Raw genomic sequence first — 21517 nt, 5'->3', positions numbered from 1 at the left:
ATCATGAAACACTCCTTTCATTAGCATCAGATGAAGGGTTAGATCCTTGAAAGGAATCTGCCCGGAACACCCAATACCGACTGGCAATATAGTTTATAACCATGCCTGAGAGAGTCGCCAGTATTTTACTCATTACAACGCTCCAACCTAAAGTGCTATTGCAGATGTACAGAATCAGGGAGGATAACGCCAGAACCACCAGATTGGTAATTACAAAACGCATGATTTCGTTTTTTTTGCCCTGTCTTCCCGCATCCTGGAAGGTCCACCTGCCGTTCCACCAGTAACTGTTCACGATCCCACAGCTATACGAAATCACCTGGGCAATTAGAACAGGCGCGCCTGCAGCAGCGAGCAACGTGAATACCATTGCATCCACTGCCGTATTCAGGACACCCACAATTCCAAACTTAAATATAGTGACCAAACGATTAGTCATGATGAGCAACTCTGCCCGTTAACCGTGATTGACTCGACTGACTTTCCACCTGATACACATCTCTTACGATATAGAGCGGACGCGCCTTCGTTTCATCATAGATTCGGCCAACATACTCGCCAAGAATGCCCAGCATGATCAGAATGAAGCCGTTAAAAATCAGCATGATGCTGACCATCGAAGGCCATCCTTTGATCGTTGAATCTGTAAATATCGCTGAAGCGATGACACTTAGCATATAGATGAAACCGCCGATGGATAGAACAGCTCCTACGTAACCTGCAAGCTTGAGCGGTTTGTGTGAGAAGGAGGTAATGCCGTCCAGACTCAGCTTCAGCATACGTTTCAGCGGGTATTTCGTCTCCCCTGCCAAGCGTTCATCCCGTTCATACTCAATGGCCGTCTGACGGAACCCCACCCAACTGACCAGACCGCGGACAAATCGATTTTTTTCCGGAAGACGTTTCATCTCATCACATACCTTGCGATCAATCAGACGAAAATCCCCGGTATCCACTGGAATATCCGTATCCGTCGACGCACGCAGTACGCGGTAGAACAGGCTTGCCGACCATTTCTTGAAGCGGGTCTCCCCGCTTCGTCTGGTCCGACGGGCATAGACAACCTCATAGCCCTCTTTCCACTTGACGATCATGTCCAATATCAGTTCGGGAGGGTCCTGAAGATCCGCATCAATAATGACGACTGCATCGCCTGCTGCATAATCCATCCCTGCTGTAATCGCGATCTGGTGACCGAAGTTGCGTGCAAAATCAATCAACTTCACACTCTCGTCCCAACGCGCGTAGTCACGGATCATCTGTGCACTTTGGTCCACGCTACCGTCGTTGACAAAGAGAAGCTCGTAACTCTCTCCCGTACTGCCCATGACTTTTTTCAGACGCCGATAAGTCTCCTCAATCACCGCTTCTTCGTTATACATTGGAATGATAATGCTGTAACGGCACTTTTGAGCCATGTTCGTTCCCTCCCTTATACCATTCGATCATGCTTATAATTTCACTTCATATAACGTGGTTTGACCACCGAAACCGAAACCGGAACCGCTATCCGTACCTGTCTTCCACTCTGACGTTGGAATTTCGGTACCATGCTCCTTGATCCAGTCGCCGATATCCGAACTGCCACCTCGACCGCCCATGCCACCTACCATGAAGTATTTCACTTGTCCACTCTTCACGAGTTGTTCCAGTTTTTCCGTGGTATACACCGGATCTGAGCCCGAGAACCCGCCAAGTGTAATAACTGCTTCATTCTCATCGATGATATATGGAGCTGCCTGGCTATAGTCCGTGGTTGCGAAGAGATAGGTTTCACCTGTGTTATGCTCTCTCAGATAATTCAGTGTTGTAGTGTCCACTTCTTCGTTGCGGTTTCCTGCTCCACCTCGACCGCCTGTCATCGGCATGCCTCCTCCGCCATTCATGTTTCCGCCTAAATTCGGAGGTGTTCCCATACCCGCATTGTTCGGGTCAGCTTCATCGGACGGTGGGAAAGCCTGATCGGTGTCGGTTTCATTCGATGCATTCGGCGGAGCCATACCTCCACCATTGCGATCACCTTGTCTATCTCCCATTGCCATGCCCATTCCGCCGAACATCCCATTGGAACCTGTCGGTCCAGCCGCCGGAATCATGCTGTTGCCTCCATATGTGATAGGGGTAAATGCCCAATAGGTCGGACCGATCAGCATGACCATGAAGCCTGCGATAATCAAACCCTGTTTCCATGGGTGTGAACGATTAAGCATCACAATCAAGATAATCGTGATCAGAATGCCTGCGATCAATTCACTTATAGACCAACCTGCCCCGATCGTTTCGTTATACACCTGCATGATGTACCAGCCGAAGATGGTGGTAAGCAGCACGGATAACGGAAGCAGCCAGGCTTGCCAGCCATTGCGTTCACGATAAGCCGTCCACATCGCTGCGAATCCTGCTCCGGTTAATGCCGCTACTGGAGGTGCGAGCATAATTAGATAATATTGATGGAAGAAACCAGCTACACTAAAGAAAGCAGCTACCGGAAGCAGCCAGGCCAGCCAGAACAAAGCTTCCTTGTGCTTATCGGTTATATTTCTCCGTCTTAACCCTGCAAAAATCGCGATGCAGCCAAGTAATACCATCGGCAAAAGCCAACTGGCCTGGCCGGACAGTTCGGTCTGGAATAAGCGCAGAGGACCTTTTTCCCCTGTACCAAACATGCCACCCATGCCTCCACCGCCGCCATTACCGCCTCCGAAATTCCTTCCATTAGGTATCTCGCCACCGTTTGGCATCTGACCGCCCGGGAAAGTCATTCCGTTCATGCCACCCATTTCACCATTTCCCGGTGCATTGCCTGTTGGAGCCGAGCCGCTGCCCGACTGATCGGATGCTGATGTCTGGGAAGCTGCGTTGCCACGGGCCTTGCCTTCATCAGAGGCGTTTGGCATGCCTGCATTCGCTGATCTGTTCTGTTGTCCCGTGAGACGGGATAAGCCGTTATATCCAAAAGCCAGCTCCAGCACCGAATTGGTTTCACTGCTGCCGATATAAGGCCGTTCATCTGTTGGTATAGAATCTACGGTGACTGCCCAGGATAAGGAAACGACTGCCAGCACCGCCGTACTTCCGATCAGCAGGATGATTTTTCTTCTCCACTTTGCGTTGAAGGCAAGCAGATAGAACAAGTAAAAAGCCGGAAGAATCATGTAGGCTTGCAGCATTTTCATATTAAAAGCAAGTCCAATGAGTGCAAAGGCAACCAGGATACGCCATGTACTGCCTTGCTTGCTTCCCTTGAACAAAAACCATGAACCCAGCAGCAGCGTGAATACCAGCATGCTGTCAATATTGTTGGTACGGCTGACCGCTGCCACAACAGGAACAGTCGCCATCGCAAGTGCAGAGATTCGCGCTGCGGCAAGACCAAATGTAGGCTTGACCATGAAATATATCAGCAGCACCGAACCGATCCCCGCTAACGCTTGCGGTAAAATAACACTCCATCCATGTAATCCAAAAACGTAAGCAAAAGCGGTTTGAATCCAGAAGACAACCGGTGGTTTGTCTACGGTTACCGAACCAGCCGAGTCGAGCGATGCGTAGAAAAAGTTATGGAAATTTCTCAGCATGCTCCCGACGGCGGTCGTATAATAGGAATTGGCATATTGGTCGTTCCAGATGCCATACCCGTTCAAAAATGCCGCCAGTAAAACAATCGGCAGAAGGACAAGGTCAATCCTTCGTTTGGCGTTATTCAATCTCAATCACTCCTTCAAGTTCTTCATGTCTACTATTGTGACATGCCAAAGTAAAACTGGGATGAGTGCCCGCTGAATGTTGCCTGAGGATAACTTGCAAACTTTTCAGCTAATTTTCAGTTTGGCGAGCGATAATACAGCATATAGACCTCTAGAATGGAGGGTATGTAATCGATGGATTTAACGGGAGGGAACGCCTGCTTATGAAGCTAAGTACTGGCATTAAAATACTATTGGCAGATGATGAACCACATATTTTGCAATTTCTGGAGCTTGGACTAAGCAACGAAGGCTTTGACGTACGTACGGCCCCGGATGGAGCCGCTGCGCTTGAATTGGCACTCGACTTCCGTCCACATATGGCCATTCTGGATGTCATGATGCCCGAGATGGATGGGTTTGAGGTTGTTGAACGTCTGCGCAAGAGCGGTGCACAGGTCGGAGTGATTATGCTGACAGCCAAAGACGAAGTCGAGAATCGGGTAAAAGGTCTATGGCTTGGTGCTGACGATTATATGATTAAGCCTTTTGCGTTCGATGAACTGCTTGCACGGATTCAGGCAAGGCTGCGTAATCAGTTTCCTTTATTAATAGGAGCAGTGACTCATGGTCCATTCCGAATTGATGATCAACGCAAAGAGATTACCTATCACGATCAGATTCTGGAGTTATCTCCAACCGAATATGAACTATTAAAATTCATCGTGCTTAATCATGGTATTGTCCTGAGTAAAGCGACCATTCTGAACCGCGTGTGGGGATACGATTTTGGTGGAGAAGAGAATATTGTGGAGGTGTACGTCCGCTCCTTGCGTGACAAACTGGGGGATAAAGAACATAAGCTCATTCGTACACTTCGAGGTGTCGGATATAGGGTGGATCTCTAATGACCTCTTTATTAAAGAAAGATAAACATCTTTGGACATGGCTTCATCAATGGATATCACCACGTTCGCTCCGCTCTCAATTACTCGCGCGATCGCTGTTTATTATGGCTGCTCTGTTATTGTTAATTGGCATTCTTCAATTCTGGATTATGGAAAGCTTTCTATATCGCAACCAGGCGAAAACCATGGAAGAGCAGCTCATGTCCATGCCTCCTGTGTGGCTCGGATCGTCTTCACGAGGTGGTGCGACGAACAATCCTTTTGGTGGGCAATCTGGATCAGATCCAAGAGGATCAGGCAATCGTTTCTTATACATTCCTGATCGTTCACTCGCCTTATTTGATAATCAAAGTGGCTTCGAGGACATTTTTGGTGAAGACGGTCTGACCGCTCCTCGGTTGACGTCAGTTGAATATCAGAACATCACAGATCGGATTAACGATAAACAACATGTTCCGTACCGGATTGTAACGGATAATCAAGGCAATGAGCAGTTAATCGTCTTCTCCTCGCCTGGACCGCGTAATCGCGGCTTACCCATGGTGCAGATGGGCACCGCTACAAAACCGCTAAAAGATTTGATTGTGAAACAGCTTCTGATCTTCTTGATGTTATCCCTGCTGGCTATGGTGGCTGGACTCGTTCTATACGCCAAGGCACTTCGCCGGACACTGATTCCCTTGTCCAGTATGGTAGATACAGTGCAACGGATCGATGCAGGAAGCTTGGCCGAACGCCTTCCCTCTGTCCAGGGACAACAGGAAGTGGATCAGCTGGCGCTTTCATTTAACGGCATGCTCGAGAGGCTTGAAGACTCGTTTGAAGCGGAACGGGAGTCAAAAGAGCAGATGCAGCGTTTTCTGTCTGATGCTTCCCATGAGCTGCGTACCCCTCTTACCTCCATTCACGGATTCATTGAGGTGCTTAAGCGCGGCGCAGCTTCCAACAGCGAGCAATTATATAGCGCTTTGAACAGCATGTACGGTGAATCGGTGCGGATTAACAAACTTGTAGAGGATCTGCTGATGCTGACCAAGCTGGATCAGGCGCCTCAGCAGGAGCAGGAAGTCATCCAACTTGACAGTCTGCTGCTCGAAATGCAGCCACAGTTGATCATGATGGCTCAGGAAAGACAGGTTCATCTCGACCTGACCGCTGAAGTTCATGTAATGGCTGATGCTCACAAATTAAAACAGGTTGTACTCAATCTGTTCCACAATGCAGTACAGCACACCGATTCAGATCGGGGAACCATCAGTATTTCGTTATATGCCGCTCAGCATAAAGCCGAGTTAACCGTCAAAGATAACGGCTCTGGAATTGAACCGGAGCATATCCCTCATATTTTTGAACGCTTCTATCGCACAAGCTCTTCCCGTTCAAGAAAACAAGGGGGTGCAGGTCTTGGACTTGCCATTACCCGTTCGATTGTAGAATCGTATGGCGGGAAAATTACAGTGCGCAGCCAACTAGGAGCAGGAACGGAATTTACGATTTTGCTGCCTTTGGTCAAGAGTGAATCCTAGGCTGAACGAGGCTTGTAAGACGAAGCTTTCCGTTTTATTGCGACTCTTATCATATGACAAATCCCCCTTTCATTTCTGCGGAGAGATGAGAGGGGGATTTGTTTAGTAGCGGATTGGTTTATTTGTATATAGTGCATCTGTATCGGGAGTTATCATTGGTGCTTCAACAGTTGGTAATGGTTGTACGGTTCATTTTCGATTTCAATCCTATTCAGATATCCAAAATTACATTTCTGTATTACCTTATTCGATGCCTGATTCGTTAATAAAGCAATGGCATTCAATACTTCAACGTTTGTATTTTCAAATAAATACTGCGTTATGCCTTGTACTGCCTGCGTTGTATAGCCACGGTTCCGGAAGTGTTTCGAAATGCCATACATAATCTCCCGATTGGGCGCTGGCAGTTCGTCCTTGATCCCCGAACAGCACCATCCAATAAACTCATCATTTTCTTTGAGTACGATAGCCAACCGTAAACAGAAGTCCCCAATGTCCCCTCCCGCCAAAACAGCTTGTTTAAAATTCTGATTCTCAGGGATTTCGTATTGAGTGAGCCAAAGTGCTCTATCTTCAACCGCAGCATTCCATCCCGGCAAAAATTCGTAAACCTCAGGTTGCCAGGTGATTTCCTGCAATTTCTCCAAATCCTCAAGTCGATACTCGCGCAAATAAATATCTTTGCAATCAATGATTAATTCATCACTTTGGTTGGTTTGTTTCATATGTTTTCTCCTTAACTTGCAACTAAAGTTCATCTAATTAACATTGGCAGATCATCAGCCAATTCCCGTCCGGGTCCAGGAAGTTAAACCATTGATCATGCTCTATTGGCGTTGTTATGTTTACATTTTTGGATTGCATATACGTATAAGCTTCTACAATGTTAAGCGTGTCAAAATGGAATGCTGGCGTTTTAAATGTACGATCCTCTGAATAAATTTTGCTATCTAGCACAATACGTGTTCCATTCATCGGAATAATGTACAGATGACCAAATAAAATCTCCCCGTCGACAGGTAAACCCAATATGTCGCAGTACCATTCACGTGCTTTACCAATGTCACGAACAGGGATAAACACTGTACTGATCTGTTTTAAAATGGGACTCACGCAAGTCCCTCCTTTTTCATAAACTCGTCTTTGGTTAATCCGAACAGGATCATATCCTGGTATTTCCCATCGGTATAAATCACCTGACGACGCACACCCTCCTGCACACATCCAAGCTTTCTCATCATGGCTGCGGAAGGTTCATTACCTTCAAGAACAGAATCATTAAATTTATTAAGCCTGCGCTCGAAAAAGGCATATTTCAGCAAAATTCGAACGGCTCTCGTCCCGTATCCTTTTCCGCGATGGTCCCTGTCAATTTGAATTCCAATGCTAAAGGTACCATTCCGCTCATCGATGCTGTTCAGGTTCACGCCCCCGACATTCTCACCATCCATATTTTCAATCGTGAACATGATCCGCCCTCTGTCTAGAGAGAAATCGGAAAAGGCTTCCGTAAATTTCTTTGCTTCAGCATTCGTAGGTGGTAGCTCGACTTCACATTCCAGTAAACGACGAGCGGGTGAATCAAACCGGTTATAATAATGATCCTCCCAATCTTCCTCACGCAAAGCACGTAGTCTAACCTTATCATCCTGCCAAAAATAATCGCTATAGTTAATCTCTCTCATTTGGATATCCCCCAATTCATAAGTGTGTCTTCAAACCTACTGAACGCCGAAGTGGAACTGAGCAATGCTCGGGAACAGAGCATTGAGCCGAGCGTTAACGAATCTGAGGTGTCTTATTCATGGATTTAAAGTGACCACAGAAATCCAAGGAACCTGAGACACGCTATGTTAGGATAAACCAGCCATTTGCAGCGTTTTTGTCATAGATTTCGCGAAATAACGTGTCTGAAGTTCCTTACTTTTTCAAATGAAGACTTGAAAGCGAATTAAGATGTCCTGAGTTCCTTAGAAATTCTTCTACCCATTCGCCAGAATAGATCCATGGTTATCTCCTTATATTGTTATAATTGATACTCACAATCTTTCTTAATATGAGCTACGCCTATGATAACCCATATTGTGGAATTTGAGGAGATTTGTTTTCATCAACGATACAACTAAAAATAGCCCCCGGACAGGAAAATCCTGCCGAAGGCTATCATCTATTTTATATAATACGTCATTCCGATTCTTCTTCTTCCGGGTATTGAGGCTTGGTTACATCATCGGGGACCGTTTCATCGTAGACGTCCTGACCGGGATAATCCCGAACCTCCCCTTCGTGCAGCTCATGATTTTCATAATCGAAACGATGCGCGGTCCTTTGATCCACTCGCCATGGCGAGCTTTTGCCAAGAGATTCAGACATTAGAGATGAGCCGTAAGGACCTTCTGGGAACTCTTCGAGTGTGATATCATTTCGCTGCGACTCCACCGTGGACACATCGGTATATTCTTGCCTTTCCTCTTGCAGAAATTTATCCTTCATCGTTCGTCCCTCCATATCTGCTTCGTGGTGATCAAAGCATGTTTATTTTGAGCGGAAATGAAAGGATTTATGCATGATCCATGGCAAACACTGCATTTCAATCCCTGATCCAGATATAAAATACAAAAACAATAAGTCCGATTATGCAAGTCCATGTATCTCGTTTGGACCATACCAATAAGGAGGAACGTGCTCCAAGCAGGGAATTCTCTCTAACTTTCCGCATTTCCATCGCAATCGTCATATCTTCTGCACGCTGAAACAACGCCATGAGCAAGGGAATGACCATCGGGCCAAGATCACGTACCCGTACCGTATTCGGTCGTAATGCAGCTTTGCCGCGTGCCCGGACGATCAGCGAGAATCGCTGCCATTCACTCCAGATCATCGGGATAAAACGAAAGATTAAAGACACGGCGAGTGCAAACGACGACACGGGCAGCTTGATTTTTTCGCCGATACCAAGTACCCAATTCAGTCCCTCAACCATGCGGCCATAAGGCGTAGTCAGTGAAAACCAAAGACTTGCCAACGTAACGATAAACAAACGATATACATTCAGTAACGTCCCCTCCGCCTGTACCAGGGAAAATCCGAACTGTAGGCCGCCACCTTCTGTAGAAAGAGTTGTGCCCGACAACGCGGTTGATACGAGAAAGAACACTACGAGCGGTTTCATTAATTTCAAGCATCCCATAAGTGCCTGCCGTGGCAGCACAACGAGCGCCAAGATGACTGGCACCAACGTAAGAGAGAGACCTAACCAGTCGTGTTGAAGCATCGTAGCGGTCACGAGCAAAATGTATAAAATCCATTTCAAACGCGGGTCCATAGCGCCATACAGTCCTCTGCTTGATCCTGATTCTGCGTGGGTGTATATGGCCTCTTGTGTGCCTTCTCCATCCGAAGTGTCGGAGCTTGATAAGGCAAGCTTTGCTTTATCTATTCTGAATTGATCCTCATTACCAATAGGCTCATTGACGGAATGAACAATACCTTCAGCCATTTCCTCTGGGGTCAACGCAGTAGAAGGAAAATGAATGCCCGCCGCCGCAAATTGTTGTGCCAGCTGCATTGAGGGTGGCAGACCCATTCCGGCAAGCTCCAGCAGATCTGGCCTTGTATGAAGTTCCCGTGGTGTGAGATCAGCAACCAGACGTCCCTCCTGTAACAAAAGAACCCGATCTGCATGCGGCAAAAATGTGTCCAGGTCGTGTGTAGCCACAATGGCTCCCTTGCCTGCAGTTCGATGCTGATCCAATGCATCCAGCAGCATGACAACACTTTGCGCTTCCAATCCGGCGCTGGGTTCATCGAGCAATAGCCATGAAGGCTGCGTAGCAGTTCCCAGGGCAAGCCCCAGTCTTCTCCGTTCCCCCCCACTTAGTGCAAAGGGGGATCTGTCCGAATGGAATCGTCCTTCCCCTCCCTGACCCGCTGGGGAGTCCCAGCGCTCCAGTGCTTCGGAAATCTGCTTTTTCTTTTGTTCATCCGGTAGACGATATGGACGCAGAGAATAAGCAAATTCACGCCCAATGCTTCGGGCGAACAGCTGTTGCTCTGGGAATTGAAAGACCAGCCCCATTTGCAACAGAATGGACTGCGGCACTTTCCCGTTATGCCAGAAAGGCTCTCCGTCCAGCTTAAGGCTACCCTCATCTGGAGGTTTTAGGCCAGCGATCGTTTGCAGCAGTGTGGTTTTGCCTGATCCTGTGCAGCCTAATAATAAAGTGATTTCGCCACGGTTCAGTCGGACAGTGATATCTTGAAGCAGCGCTCTTTTGTCAGGTTGTGATGAAGCTATACCTACATGTTCTAATTCGATTGCCAAAGGGCTACCTCCTTAACCAACTGCTCTGGTCGCAGAGGTGTCGCATGTTGCAGCAGACCTTTCCGTTTTAGCAGTAGAGCCGTCTGCACTGTAAAAGGTGGAGCAAGCCCAAGCTGTTCGCAGGGTGATGGTTGTTGTGCTTCTTTTCCAGCGTCAGCCGTCGTCTCTTCCTTATCTTTTCCATAAAAGAAAGCCGCAGGCACTCCATCGTAAACACAGCGTCCCTGTTGCATGGCAATAATTCGATCGCACAGCGTCGCTTCCTCCAAATGATGCGTAATCCAGATTACCGCCGTCCCTTGCTGGACAATGGCTTGGACTACCGCCTCCATTCGTTCTCTGGCTCCCGGATCAAGCATGGCCGTAGGTTCGTCCAGAATGAGTACATCCGGTTTGGCCGCGAGCGCCACCGCGATATTAAGCAGCTGCTTCTGTCCTCCAGACAGCATCGATATTGCCGCCTCTGGCGGATGCTCAAGTCCTACCGTATGTAATGCGTGCTCTCTCCGGCGTAATTGTTCATCAGGAGATTCCAGCAGCGAGGATAAGGCAAAATGAAATTCCTCCTCAATGGTGTCTCCAAGTACCTGCGCATCAGGCTGCTGGAGGACTCCACGAACAACCAGTTCCGAAGAAGCCTTCCTTTCTCCGCCGGATAGCGGAGTGAATCCGATTAGCAGTCCAGCCAGCGTACTTTTGCCGCTACCATTAGCTCCCACAATACTTATCCATTCACCGGGAGCTAATTCCAACGAAACCCCATCCACTGCCTTACGAACACGTCCTGACTCGGACACATAATGAACACGGACATTCTCTAGTTTTATCAAAGGTGTAACGTCTTGCATCGCAAATTGGTCCTTTCCTTTTTGAATCTTTTGTGGTACGATCCAAATCGTTAACCACATCCGTTTAATCGGTTAACAATAAGATTACCAAAATTGAAAGGAATGTTCAAACATGAAATTATCTTTGCGAGGTATTGTATTCAGCGCACTCATGGCAGCCATACTTGTTCTGTTTGGTTACATAAGTATTCCCATTGGTTTCTCTCCTGTGCCAATTACATTGCAAACCCTTGCGGTTATGCTCGCAGGCGGACTGCTTGGCCCATTATATGGTTTTCTAAGTATCACTCTGGTCGTCATCCTGACTGCAATCGGCTTCCCGCTTCTGCATGGCGCAGGTGGACTTGCAGTACTCCTTGGGCCTACCGGGGGATATGTGATGATGTGGCCCTTCTCGGCATTACTCATTGGGCTATTACTCAGCAGAATCAAACTGAACGGATTCTTTGGTTATTTCCTGGCCTTTATCGTATTTGAGGTATTTGGTTCAATGTTGATCTATGTTTCGGGTGTGCCCTGGTTGGCCTATGCTTACAAAATGTCATTACCTGAAGCCATGATACAAGGATTCTATCCTTACATCATCGGTGATCTGATCAAAGCCTTGTTCGCTGCGATCATCATCGCACCTGTACGCATGGTCTTCCCTCCACAACGACTGACAGGCAATATGAACTCAACGGTTGTAAGAGCCGAATCCTGATATTCACTTAGTTAACGGAACTGAAGTCATAAACAAAGCCGTGTCCACGTAAACAGAAAACGTTCTGTTCCACGTAGGACACGGCTTTGGTTATTTCTACTCTTGTTCCTGTCCTTTTCCACCATACAGGGTAAGTAACGGCGCTTGTACCCGAACTTGTCCCGTAATCAAAGGAACCACTTCCTCATAATTCGCAGAATTCGTAACAATAATAGGGGTTACCGTATGATAACCAGCGGCCTTGATTGCCGCGATATCGAATTCCAGCAGCAAATCTCCCGCTTTAACCCGATCACCTTCCTGAATATGTGATGTAAAGTGCTGACCATCGAGCTTGACTGTATCCACCCCGACATGAACCAAAATCTCCGCACCTGTATCCGATACAACAGCCAGGGCATGTTTCTTTTTGAAAGCCACAGTAATGGTACCGTCAAAAGGAGCAACGACTCGGCCAACGGCCGGATCAATCGCAATGCCTTTGCCCATCGCGCCGGATGAAAATGCCGGATCGGGCACCTCAGTCAGTTCAACAATCGTCCCTTCAATCGGGCTAAGAACTTCTTGATCCACGGAATCCGCTGTTCTTACTGATGCATTGGTGGATTCTGTGCTTTTTTCTTGTTCTTCTTCTTCCACCGGATCTTTAAAGCCCAAGATATATGTCAATGCAGCCGAAACTACAAAGGATACGCAGATCCCCAGGATCAATCCAGGGAAGCCTTCTCCACCCGGTCCATAGAAGATCGGCAAAGTCAGTAATCCTGGTGCGCCCGAAGCAAATGCCTGAGTACCCGCTTGACCAATGATCGCCCCACCGACAGCCCCCCCGATCACTCCTGCGATGAATGGACGTTTGAGTGGCAGAGTGACACCATAGATGGCAGGCTCGGTAATCCCGAACAAGGCTGTCAATGTCGATGAACCCGCCAACGTTTTCAGCTTTTTATTTTTGGTTTTCAGCATAACGCCGAATGCGGCTCCGGTCTGTGCGAAGATGGAAGCCGTCGCAGCTGGTTTGACACCATCGCGTCCATATACAGCAATGTTGTTGATAAATACGGGAATGAGCCCCCAGTGAATCCCGAAAATAACGAGCAGCTGCCAGCTTGCACCCATAACGGCTCCTGCCAATAACGGACTGAATCCGAAGGCGGCCACAAGACCTGATGCAATGGCATTACCTACATATACTCCAAATGGACCAAAAACGAGCAAGGTAAGAGGAACCATAATGACAAGCAAAAATAATGGAGTGACAAAATTTTTCACACTTTCGTGAAGAACTTTATTGAAGAATTTCTCCAATTTGCTCATGACGATGACTGCCAGAATAATAGGGATAACGGTAGATGAATAATTCATCAAAATGACAGGGATACCGAAGAAATCGGTTGGCGTTCCCTCTGCCTTGAGCGTTACGATGGAAGGATAGATTAATGCGCCAGCAATGGTCATCGCCACAAACATGTTACCCTGGAATTTGCGAGCGGTTGTAACCGCTAACAGCAAAGGTAAGAAATAAAACAGGCTGTCTGCTGCTGCAAATAGGATCTTATACGTGGTTTCTGTCGTTTCCAGCCAGCCGACATTGCTTGCAATGAGCAGCAGCCCTTTCAAAATACCAGCTCCCGCCATTACCCCTAGCAGCGGTGCGAAAATACTCGAAATCACATCGATAATGCCGCCTATGCCTTTTGCGGACTTCTTCGGCTTTTCCTTTTCGGAAGAATCATCCAAAATGTTGCTGATCTGACCAATGGCGCTGTAAACCTCAGGCACCTTATTGCCAACAACCACCTGAAACTGACCCCCGTTTTCCTTAACTGCGATGATTCCTTCTGTCTTTTCCAGCTTGGCTTTGTCTGCCTTGGCGTCATCCTTCAATACAAATCGCAAACGTGTTGCGCAATGTACCAGTGATACCACATTTTTTTCCCCGCCGACCAGCTCGACGATCTCTTTTGCAAGTTTTTCCTGACTCATGATGTGCACCCCCATAATTACTAAAACAGGCATCTTACCGATTTTTTTGCACGCAAAAAACCTAAGCCTTGAGTAAGGTTTGGACACATGGGTCCTGTCTTCTCATGACTTAGGTTTTGCCTGCATAACCAGTAACAATCCCAGTTAAATCGTATTCAATTCCTGTTAATCTCATATTATTATGATTTAACCAAATTTGTCAACATTTTAATCATTATCGATTTACGACTCGTTCAATGTGGACGGTCAGATACAATTTCTCTTCGTTGGTAAGCTGATGGTTATATTCCTTGTTGACGAACATTTCGATTTTCTCCGTACATGCCGCCGCTTCCGGGTGCTTCTCTTTGATCATGTCGTAAAAGTGGTCATAATTATTGTCATAATGCGTGCCGCTTAATACCCTCTGGGAGAAGAACTTCAGATGCGTAATGAAGCGAAAATAGCTGAGAGACTCCTCATCAAATTCCATCTTGAAGTGATATTTGGCTATATTAATAATCTGCTGAATAAACTTCGTGATGTTCATCGTTGTAATGACTTCTTCATTCATCTCCGCATTGACAATATGCAGGGCGATATACGCTGCTTCATCCGGTGGAAGCTCGATACCAAGTCTGGACTTGATCTGCTCCAGCGTTTTCAGGCCCAGTCCGAACTCAGCCTTGTACAGCTGTTTGATTTCCCACATCAGTGCATTCTTGATTTCTACCCCTTCACGATATCGTTCAATCGCAAAGTTAATATGATCTGTTAGGGAAACGTAAATATTTTCATTCAGATTACGGCCCAGATTATCTTTCGCATAAGTAATAATTTCTTCCACAATTTCGATCAGTTCCATGGGCACTTCGCGCAGCAGCATTTTGAAATTGTCGGATGTCTGCTTGTTTTTAAGCGCAAATACTTTCTGGATGCGGGTCTCGTCTACTTTATCCCCCGGCTTTTTCTTAAAGGCAATCCCACGCCCCATCACCACAAGCTCTGCTCCATCCGCCTGATAGATGCTAATGACGTTATTGTTGATAACCTTTGCTATTTTCACTTCAATCCCCCCGTCACGATCCACTCTCTTGGCAGTCATATATCGCCTTTTGGGCATACAAAAAAAACCTGAAGCATCGCAAAATAAACAAGACATGTTGGTCTGCTTTTTTTGGTGCTTAGGTTTTGCCTACTTCAAGTAGTAACAATCCCAAAACGATATAATTGCGTCAAGTATAGCGCGAAGAGACACATATGTCAACGCTTTCAACGAGGGAACAATCGGAAGTTCCATAAAGCGTGGTCCTTCCGATATGGTCATGGAGAATGTCCCTCATTCCCCTGCTTATTCTGATTCTAAATTGCTGCCATCCGATTCAATTACCTTTTTGTACCAATGGAAGCTCTTTTTCTTGATCCGCTTCAAATCACCCTTACCTTCATTGTCACGGTCTACATAGATGTAACCATAACGTTTTCTCATCTCTCCTGAAGAAGCGCTGACAATATCGATAGGCCCCCAGCTTGTATAACCGATGATCTCTACACCATCCTGCAAAGCTTCACCCATTTCGGCAACATGGCGTTTCAGATAATCAATGCGGTAGGCATCATCAACCTCAACCTCAGGGGTAACCACATCATGTGCTCCAAATCCATTCTCTACAACAAACAGCGGTTTTTGATATCGGTCATGCAGTTGATTGGCTGTAATACGGAAGCCTTTGGGATCAATCGTCCAGCCCCACTCCGATTTGGCCAAATATGGATTGGCCACAGAACCAAATACATTGCCGCTTGTCATGTTTTTGACGATTTCCGGGTCGGTGGAGGTTGTCCGACTTGAATAATAACTAAATCCGATATAATCAACCGTATGGTTTTTCAGAATTTCCGCATCACCTGGCTGCATGGCGATATTCAATCCATGATCCTTGAAGAAACGTTTGGCATAGCCCGGATACTCTCCACGTGACTGAACATCAATGAAGAAATAGGACTCCCTGTCTTTCTCCATGCCCTGGAACACATCTTCCGGATTACAGGTATAGGGATAAAAGCTTCCTGCTGCGAGCATACAGCCGATCATTGCGCCCGGGATGATCTCGTGACAGGCTTTAACCGCCAGTGCACTTGCCACCAATTGATGGTGCGCTGCCTGATACTGAATCTCTTTCACATGATCACCGTCCTTGAAGACTAGACCCGCGCCAAGGAATGGCAGATGCAGCAGCATATTAATTTCGTTGAACGTCATCCAGTATTTTACCTTGTCCTTGTAACGACTGAATACGGTTTTCGCGTAGGTTTCGAACAGAGTCACCAACTCACGGCTTCTCCAGCTGCCATATTTCTCAATTAGATTAACCGGTACATCAAAGTGAGCAAGCGTAACCACGGGCTCGATACCATGCTTCAACAGTTCATCGAATAATCGATCATAAAATTGCAAACCCGCTTCATTCGGCTGTGCATCTTCTCCGGTTGGGAAAATCCGCGCCCAGGCAATCGATACACGCAGTGCTTTGAATCCCATCTCGGCAAACAGCGCGATATCCTCGGGATAACGATGATAGAAATCAATCGCTTCATGCGAAGGATAGAACTCGTTTTCCAGCGGGGTTAATGCAGGGACATTACCCTTCATGATACTTCTGCGATTCTCTCCTGTCGGCAGCAAGTCAACAATGCTCAGCCCTTTGCCATCTTCCAGATAAGCGCCCTCTGCCTGATTGGCAGCAATGGCTCCACCCCACAAAAAGTCTTTGGGAAACTTAAAATTAGTCATTCGTATTCTCCTTCCAAATATGTAATTCTGTTATCCGCTCCAATCGCATGAAACATTAATAAGACAAAATATTTAGTTGAACTACACATTTACTTCATAAACGGCGAGGACAGATAAAATCTGGAGAAGCAACGCTAAAAGCGTTCTGAAAGCAAGCAGCTTCGGAAGCATACGCTTCGCCTTTATCCCCAGGTTTCCCTTTAAAAAGGGAATCCAGAAATCTGGGGATAACAGCGATCGGAGGATTGTTCTGGCAGCGCAGTGTCCAATGTAAAATCGTTCGTTCAACTTAAATACAAAAAACCCGAACCAGCCCGAATACACGTTGCAGTGTATACAAGCCAGCTCAGGTTATGCCCATATCGGTAACATTCCCAGATCACAATTATGCGGATTGGTTAAAACTTTAACAAGAATTAGGGAACCTGTCAACATCGTGAAGCCTGATTCTGCTGTCTAATTCAATCACGATAACTGATAAAAGGTAGCACAGGTGCCGCCGAATATCATCTGCTTCTCTACCTCAGACATGCAAGAAGTATGCTTTGTGATAATCTCAAGCACATGAGCATATGTACCAGCCACCGTACATACAGGCCAATCCGAGCCAAACATCACACGATCCGGACCAAAGGCTTCTAAGGCGATATTCAGATAAGGAGCAAAGTCCTCCTGTTTCCAGTTTGTCCAATCGGCTTCCGTTATCATTCCAGATAATTTGCAGTATACATTCGGTTGTTCTGACAAAGAGTATAGCGCTTCCTTCCAAGGGGAAACCGTTCCTGCCTTAATATCGGGCTTCGCCAAATGGTCAAGTACAAATCGCTGTTCAGGAAACATCTTAACCAGCTCTACAGCATAAGGGAGTTGCTCCTTGGACACGAGCAGATCATAGGACAGATTATATTGCTGTAGCAAAGCAATTCCGCGCTGAAAATCGTCACGCAATACAAACTGGACATCCGGTTCATCCTGTATTACATGACGCACCCCCTTCAGCCAAGGGCTTGATGCATACTTCTCAAGTTGATGCTCAGCTTCTACAGAACACAAATCCACCCACCCAACAACACCCCTGATGAACTCATGCCGTTCTGCCAAGTCCAGAAGCCATTCGGTTTCCTCCAACGATTGTCTGGCCTGTACCGCCATACAACCGGATATCCCTGCACGGGTTAACAGAGGCTCCAAATCTTCTGGAAGAAACGATCGTCGAATGACGCTCATGTGTTCCTCGATCCAACCATATTCACGAATATTATAATTCCAGAAATGTTGATGCGCATCCAGTCTCATTCCATATCCCCTCCTGAGATTTATTTAACTTCAACCACGAATGTAATGCAACGCTATTTATTTGAATGAATTTAGAATAAAATAATCCATTAATCTCTAATTATGACATGGATTTTGTGCTAATTACGAGGGTATTTACTTTCGATGAATCGTGCTATATTTGCATTTCAGAAAACGTTTTCAATACTTAATTTGGTGGTGATTCCATTTAAATCTATCCAGAGTCCTGTTCTATGCCGAGCTTAAATCTTCATTTTTTTTGTAAGCGCTCTATATTAGTTCAACAATAATCATTACAAAGGAGAATATGTTAATGAACAAAAACCGCAAATCGTTCCTCTCACTCACTATTGTAGCAACAATGATCCTGTCCCTGTTCTCATCCGCCATCGCTTCTGCTGCTACAGATGACTCGATCCAGACAAGTGCAGCCGCTGCTCCAACCAATATTCAGTCTTATGTCACTGCGATGGAGCCGGGCTGGAACTTGGGTAACTCGCTGGATGCTGTTGGTGCAGATGAGACGGCCTGGGGTAACCCGCTGATCACTCAGCAGCTGATTCAAAATATCGCCAATCAAGGCTACAAGAGCATTCGTATTCCTGTGACCTGGCAAGCTCATATAGGAGGAGCACCCAACTATACAATTGATGCTGCTTACATGAATCGTGTACAACAAGTTGTAAACTGGGCGCTTGATGCCAATCTGTATGTCATGATCAATATCCATCACGATTCCTGGCAGTGGATCAGCTATATGGAGAATGACCATGCCAATGTTCTCGCTCGTTACAACTCTGTCTGGACTCAAATTGCTAACAAATTCAAAAACTCATCCACTAAGCTGATGTTCGAAAGTGTAAATGAACCAAGCTTCACCGGTGACACAACGAATACCGCTACAGCATACGCTTTGCTGGATGAGTTGAATGTATCTTTTCATAACATCGTGAGAACATCGGGTGGAAATAATGCAACACGTCCATTGGTCCTGCCAACGATGCATACCTCTTCCGCTCAACCAGATCTGGATGCATTATCCCAGACAATTGCGAAATTGAATGACCCGAACATTATCGCTACCGTTCATTACTATGGCTTCTGGCCATTTAGCGTGAATATTGCAGGGTACACCAAATATAATGCTGAAGTGCAACAGGATATTACGACTACATTTGACCGAGTGTACAATGCATTCACAGCCAAAGGGATTCCGGTTATCGTCGGTGAGTATGGCTTACTCGGCTTTGATCAGCACACAGGTGTCATCGAGCAAGGTGAGAAGCTGAAATTCTTCGAATTTATCGGCCAATACCTGCGTCAGAAACAGATGACCACTATGTTATGGGATAATGGACAGCATTTTGGCCGTACCAGCTTCACCTGGTCTGATCAGGATCTATATAACACGATGAAAGCAAGCTGGACAGGTCGCTCCTCCACAGCTGAATCCGATCTGGTTTATCTGAAAAAAGGGGCTGCAATTCAGGATAAAACAGTAAAACTGAATTTCAATGGCAATACATTTAGTTCACTTGCTAATGGCAGCACTACTCTTGTTCAAGGTACAGATTACACGATCAGTGGTGATGTGCTGACGTTGAAATCGAGCCTGTTAACGAGACTGACCACTTCCGGCAATCTTGGGGTTAATGCCAAGCTGACCGTCAAATTCAACAAAGGTGCAAACTGGAACCTGAATATCATCAAGTATGACACGCCTAAACTGAGCAATGTAACAGGCACAACGAGCTCGTTTGCGATTCCGACTACCTTTAATGGCAATCAGCTGGCCACCATGGAAGCCACTTATACAAGTGGAGGAAATGCAGGTCCACAAAACTGGACTTCTTTCAAAGAATTTGCCTACACTTTCAGTCCGAATTATAGCAGCAACGTGATTGAACTGAAACAAAACTTCTTCAACGAAACGAATAACGGCGAAGTGATTCTCAAATTCCACTTCTGGAGCGGAGACATCATTACGTACAAAATTACAAAGAATGGCTCCAGTGTTGTCGGAATCTCTTCCTAATAGGGTTTCACAGCTCAATGTGTAGCATATTGGAATTGGAATTAGCATATAGAAATACACGAAACGTTGTGTTCAGGGCAACAGGCTCTGGACACAACGTTTTTCATTTATAATTGGTTCATTCGACTGGCGACGGGAATCCACGATTAAGTGATTTACAATAAAAATGAAACATCTCCACTCCGGCTGTGAATGACATATGTTGCTCCCAGACCTTTATAAACAAGCCCAACAGGAGCCCTGTTGCTGGAAACGACATAGAGTTGTTGCGGACACAAGCTGCGACACAGCTCAATGTCCTGGCAGCACTGCGGCAAGCTATTTTCGAATACAAAGGCGTTTTTTACTACAAATTCGAGCGGAAGCTGGTTACGGTCTGCCATTTCCTGAATGTAACGCACGGTGACTGCACCAAGCGATTGAAGTTGTTCCCCCTCTTCTTCGCTGTGTACAAGCACGACAACTGCAAATCCCCTCTTCAATAATACATCCACAAAATTCTTTCCAGCCTCACCGTGTCCTGTCGATACCACCATCATTGCTTCATCCATTGCCGCCAACCTCGCCTTCACATCAAATCCTGCAAATGCCATTAGAGTATGTTATGTGCGAATCATAGTCCTCTGTCTGCGTCTCTGCAATTGAACGGCATGCGATTTCTGCACCGTTCTGATCGATTCCAGACAATCCAGGTGAGCAATTCTTGCCTAATCTCCTCTTTTCGCAGTCATGCGGCATGTTGCTAGGTCTGTCATAAGCGGATGAAAAAATCGAGTTATTCGAGTCCAATACGAAGATATATCTCTTGTTAATCGCTTACATGTGTGAATTCCAAATCAAACATCGGAAAATCAGGCGTATTTCCATTCCGGTTGGTTTTACTTGAGCTGTGTTCAGCCGTAATATAATCGGCAGGATAACAAAAACAATAGAAAACGATAAGGTGATTTTGCCTATGGAGGTTGGATTGTGTGATTGCAGATTGTGATGTGGAAATTCGAACGGAGATTTGTGTTGATACCCGGATTAGTTCCATGGAGATTATTCGGTACGATATGCGAAAATTACCCTTCATAGCGCAGGAACGTTCATCCTGCTACTGTGGGTTGTTCAAAATCTCATGCGGGAATGTTCATGGTTTTGCCGAATTTGAATTGCCTGTAGGCTCTCATCCCTCTGATCTGGTAAAATGGGCTTCGGTGTTCAGAGCTTTAAAAGGTATGGAGTTGTCACAGGTCATGCATTGTATCCAGAAGCATCAAGAGCTATGGGGAAATGAACGCATACTGTTCCTGCATGAAGCCGTCAGCAATTTGCTTCTTAACCTGGAGCAAGCCAGCACATCTAATGTGATGTTAAGCCGGGAAGAAATTCGTGCCTTTCTGATGCAATACGCACTGACGTATTATTCTTTTTGACACCTTCCGTTTAG

The 21517-nt window shown here is 46.2% G+C and carries 19 protein-coding genes; 5 read left to right on the top strand and 14 right to left on the bottom strand.

Translation table 11 applies throughout. From position 1 onward, the window contains the following. Position 1: 1 nt before the first annotated feature. The 3 genes from BMW94_RS02675 to BMW94_RS02665 are packed head-to-tail and all read right to left on the bottom strand — an operon-like array spanning position 2 to position 3707. Positions 2-439 (bottom strand): GtrA family protein, encoded by a 438-nt coding sequence (locus tag BMW94_RS02675; RefSeq protein WP_090994136.1) that lies wholly within the window; start codon positions 437-439, stop codon positions 2-4. Next, a complete protein-coding gene (locus BMW94_RS02670) occupies positions 432-1418 on the bottom strand; it encodes a glycosyltransferase family 2 protein (protein ID WP_090994134.1) in 987 nt (328 codons plus the stop codon). The genes BMW94_RS02675 and BMW94_RS02670 overlap by 8 nt, the downstream gene beginning before the upstream one ends. A 33-nt stretch (positions 1419-1451) precedes the next feature. After that, a complete protein-coding gene (locus BMW94_RS02665) occupies positions 1452-3707 on the bottom strand; it encodes a glycosyltransferase family 39 protein (protein WP_090994132.1) in 2256 nt (751 codons plus the stop codon). Between the two features lie 203 nt (positions 3708-3910). Here BMW94_RS02665 and BMW94_RS02660 point away from each other — a divergent pair, with 203 nt between their 5' ends. Together BMW94_RS02660 and BMW94_RS02655 are read left to right on the top strand one after the other, a co-directional pair. Then, complete coding sequence (locus BMW94_RS02660) at positions 3911-4594, top strand: response regulator transcription factor (protein ID WP_063563521.1); 684 nt, start codon at positions 3911-3913, stop codon at positions 4592-4594. Further along, positions 4594-6120, top strand: a complete 1527-nt coding sequence (locus BMW94_RS02655) for a sensor histidine kinase (protein ID WP_090994130.1) — start codon at positions 4594-4596, stop codon at positions 6118-6120. Before BMW94_RS02660 ends, BMW94_RS02655 begins: the two co-directional genes overlap by 1 nt. 152 nt (positions 6121-6272) lie before the next feature. Here BMW94_RS02655 and BMW94_RS02650 read toward each other — a convergent pair whose 3' ends face one another. The 6 genes from BMW94_RS02650 to BMW94_RS02625 form a co-directional block, all read right to left on the bottom strand. Further along, entirely contained in the window at positions 6273-6845 is a 573-nt protein-coding gene (locus BMW94_RS02650; RefSeq protein WP_090994128.1) for a GNAT family N-acetyltransferase, read from the bottom strand. Between the two features lie 37 nt (positions 6846-6882). Next, a complete protein-coding gene (locus BMW94_RS02645) occupies positions 6883-7233 on the bottom strand; it encodes a VOC family protein (RefSeq protein WP_254790079.1) in 351 nt (116 codons plus the stop codon). Further along, positions 7230-7805 (bottom strand): GNAT family N-acetyltransferase, encoded by a 576-nt coding sequence (locus BMW94_RS02640; protein WP_090994124.1) that lies wholly within the window; start codon positions 7803-7805, stop codon positions 7230-7232. The genes BMW94_RS02645 and BMW94_RS02640 overlap by 4 nt, the downstream gene beginning before the upstream one ends. A gap of 499 nt (positions 7806-8304) precedes the next feature. Beyond that, entirely contained in the window at positions 8305-8613 is a 309-nt protein-coding gene (locus BMW94_RS02635) for a hypothetical protein (RefSeq protein WP_090994122.1), read from the bottom strand. Between the two features lie 97 nt (positions 8614-8710). Then, entirely contained in the window at positions 8711-10444 is a 1734-nt protein-coding gene (locus BMW94_RS02630) for an ATP-binding cassette domain-containing protein (RefSeq protein WP_090994120.1), read from the bottom strand. Then, complete coding sequence (locus BMW94_RS02625) at positions 10429-11274, bottom strand: ATP-binding cassette domain-containing protein (protein WP_175480561.1); 846 nt, start codon at positions 11272-11274, stop codon at positions 10429-10431. The genes BMW94_RS02630 and BMW94_RS02625 overlap by 16 nt, the downstream gene beginning before the upstream one ends. A 130-nt stretch (positions 11275-11404) precedes the next feature. On the opposite strand from BMW94_RS02625, the gene BMW94_RS02620 reads away from it, so the two are divergent. Continuing rightward, positions 11405-11995: a biotin transporter BioY gene (locus tag BMW94_RS02620; RefSeq protein ID WP_090994116.1), complete on the top strand. Its 591-nt coding sequence runs from the start codon at positions 11405-11407 to the stop codon at positions 11993-11995. Positions 11996-12091: 96 nt separating this feature from the next. Here BMW94_RS02620 and BMW94_RS02615 read toward each other — a convergent pair whose 3' ends face one another. From BMW94_RS02615 to BMW94_RS02600, 4 genes are all read right to left on the bottom strand, one after another. Beyond that, positions 12092-13981, bottom strand: coding sequence for a beta-glucoside-specific PTS transporter subunit IIABC (locus BMW94_RS02615; RefSeq protein ID WP_090994114.1), 1890 nt, complete (start codon positions 13979-13981; stop codon positions 12092-12094). A gap of 214 nt (positions 13982-14195) precedes the next feature. After that, on the bottom strand, positions 14196-15026 hold the full coding sequence (gene licT, locus BMW94_RS02610) for a BglG family transcription antiterminator LicT (protein WP_090994274.1): 831 nt from the start codon (positions 15024-15026) through the stop codon (positions 14196-14198). Positions 15027-15311: 285 nt separating this feature from the next. Beyond that, positions 15312-16754: a 6-phospho-beta-glucosidase gene (locus BMW94_RS02605; RefSeq protein WP_090994112.1), complete on the bottom strand. Its 1443-nt coding sequence runs from the start codon at positions 16752-16754 to the stop codon at positions 15312-15314. 465 nt (positions 16755-17219) lie between these two features. Then, complete coding sequence (locus BMW94_RS02600; protein ID WP_090994110.1) at positions 17220-18050, bottom strand: amidohydrolase family protein; 831 nt, start codon at positions 18048-18050, stop codon at positions 17220-17222. 313 nt (positions 18051-18363) lie between these two features. On the opposite strand from BMW94_RS02600, the gene BMW94_RS02595 reads away from it, so the two are divergent. Next, positions 18364-20085, top strand: a complete 1722-nt coding sequence (locus tag BMW94_RS02595; protein WP_090994108.1) for a cellulase family glycosylhydrolase — start codon at positions 18364-18366, stop codon at positions 20083-20085. A gap of 155 nt (positions 20086-20240) precedes the next feature. On the opposite strand, the gene BMW94_RS02590 is transcribed toward BMW94_RS02595, so the two are convergent. Beyond that, complete coding sequence (locus tag BMW94_RS02590) at positions 20241-20657, bottom strand: hypothetical protein (protein WP_175480560.1); 417 nt, start codon at positions 20655-20657, stop codon at positions 20241-20243. Positions 20658-21056: 399 nt separating this feature from the next. Between BMW94_RS02590 and BMW94_RS02585 the strand changes: the two genes are divergently transcribed. Further along, complete coding sequence (locus BMW94_RS02585) at positions 21057-21503, top strand: hypothetical protein (protein ID WP_090994103.1); 447 nt, start codon at positions 21057-21059, stop codon at positions 21501-21503. The last annotated feature ends 14 nt before the right edge of the window (positions 21504-21517 follow it).

The organism is Paenibacillus sp. OK003 (assembly GCF_900109515.1).
In the GTDB taxonomy this organism is placed as follows: domain Bacteria; phylum Bacillota; class Bacilli; order Paenibacillales; family Paenibacillaceae; genus Paenibacillus; species Paenibacillus marchantiae.
Note: the sequence above shows the minus strand (reverse complement) of the source record. Positions and strands in the feature narration are given on the sequence as shown.

Excerpts from the sequence above, each read along its gene's own strand:
- BMW94_RS02660 (WP_063563521.1), top strand. The coding sequence starts at position 3,911 with ATGAAGCTAAGTACTGGCATTAAAATACTATTGGCAGATGATGAACCA.
- BMW94_RS02675 (WP_090994136.1), bottom strand. The coding sequence starts at position 439 with ATGACTAATCGTTTGGTCACTATATTTAAGTTTGGAATTGTGGGTGTC.
- BMW94_RS02635 (WP_090994122.1), bottom strand. The coding sequence starts at position 8,613 with ATGAAGGATAAATTTCTGCAAGAGGAAAGGCAAGAATATACCGATGTG.
- BMW94_RS02615 (WP_090994114.1), bottom strand. The coding sequence starts at position 13,981 with ATGAGTCAGGAAAAACTTGCAAAAGAGATCGTCGAGCTGGTCGGCGGG.
- BMW94_RS02655 (WP_090994130.1), top strand. The coding sequence starts at position 4,594 with ATGACCTCTTTATTAAAGAAAGATAAACATCTTTGGACATGGCTTCAT.
- BMW94_RS02600 (WP_090994110.1), bottom strand. The coding sequence starts at position 18,050 with ATGAGACTGGATGCGCATCAACATTTCTGGAATTATAATATTCGTGAA.
- BMW94_RS02620 (WP_090994116.1), top strand. The coding sequence starts at position 11,405 with ATGAAATTATCTTTGCGAGGTATTGTATTCAGCGCACTCATGGCAGCC.
- BMW94_RS02650 (WP_090994128.1), bottom strand. The coding sequence starts at position 6,845 with ATGAAACAAACCAACCAAAGTGATGAATTAATCATTGATTGCAAAGAT.
- BMW94_RS02605 (WP_090994112.1), bottom strand. The coding sequence starts at position 16,754 with ATGACTAATTTTAAGTTTCCCAAAGACTTTTTGTGGGGTGGAGCCATT.
- BMW94_RS02640 (WP_090994124.1), bottom strand. The coding sequence starts at position 7,805 with ATGAGAGAGATTAACTATAGCGATTATTTTTGGCAGGATGATAAGGTT.
- BMW94_RS02670 (WP_090994134.1), bottom strand. The coding sequence starts at position 1,418 with ATGGCTCAAAAGTGCCGTTACAGCATTATCATTCCAATGTATAACGAA.
- BMW94_RS02595 (WP_090994108.1), top strand. The coding sequence starts at position 18,364 with ATGAACAAAAACCGCAAATCGTTCCTCTCACTCACTATTGTAGCAACA.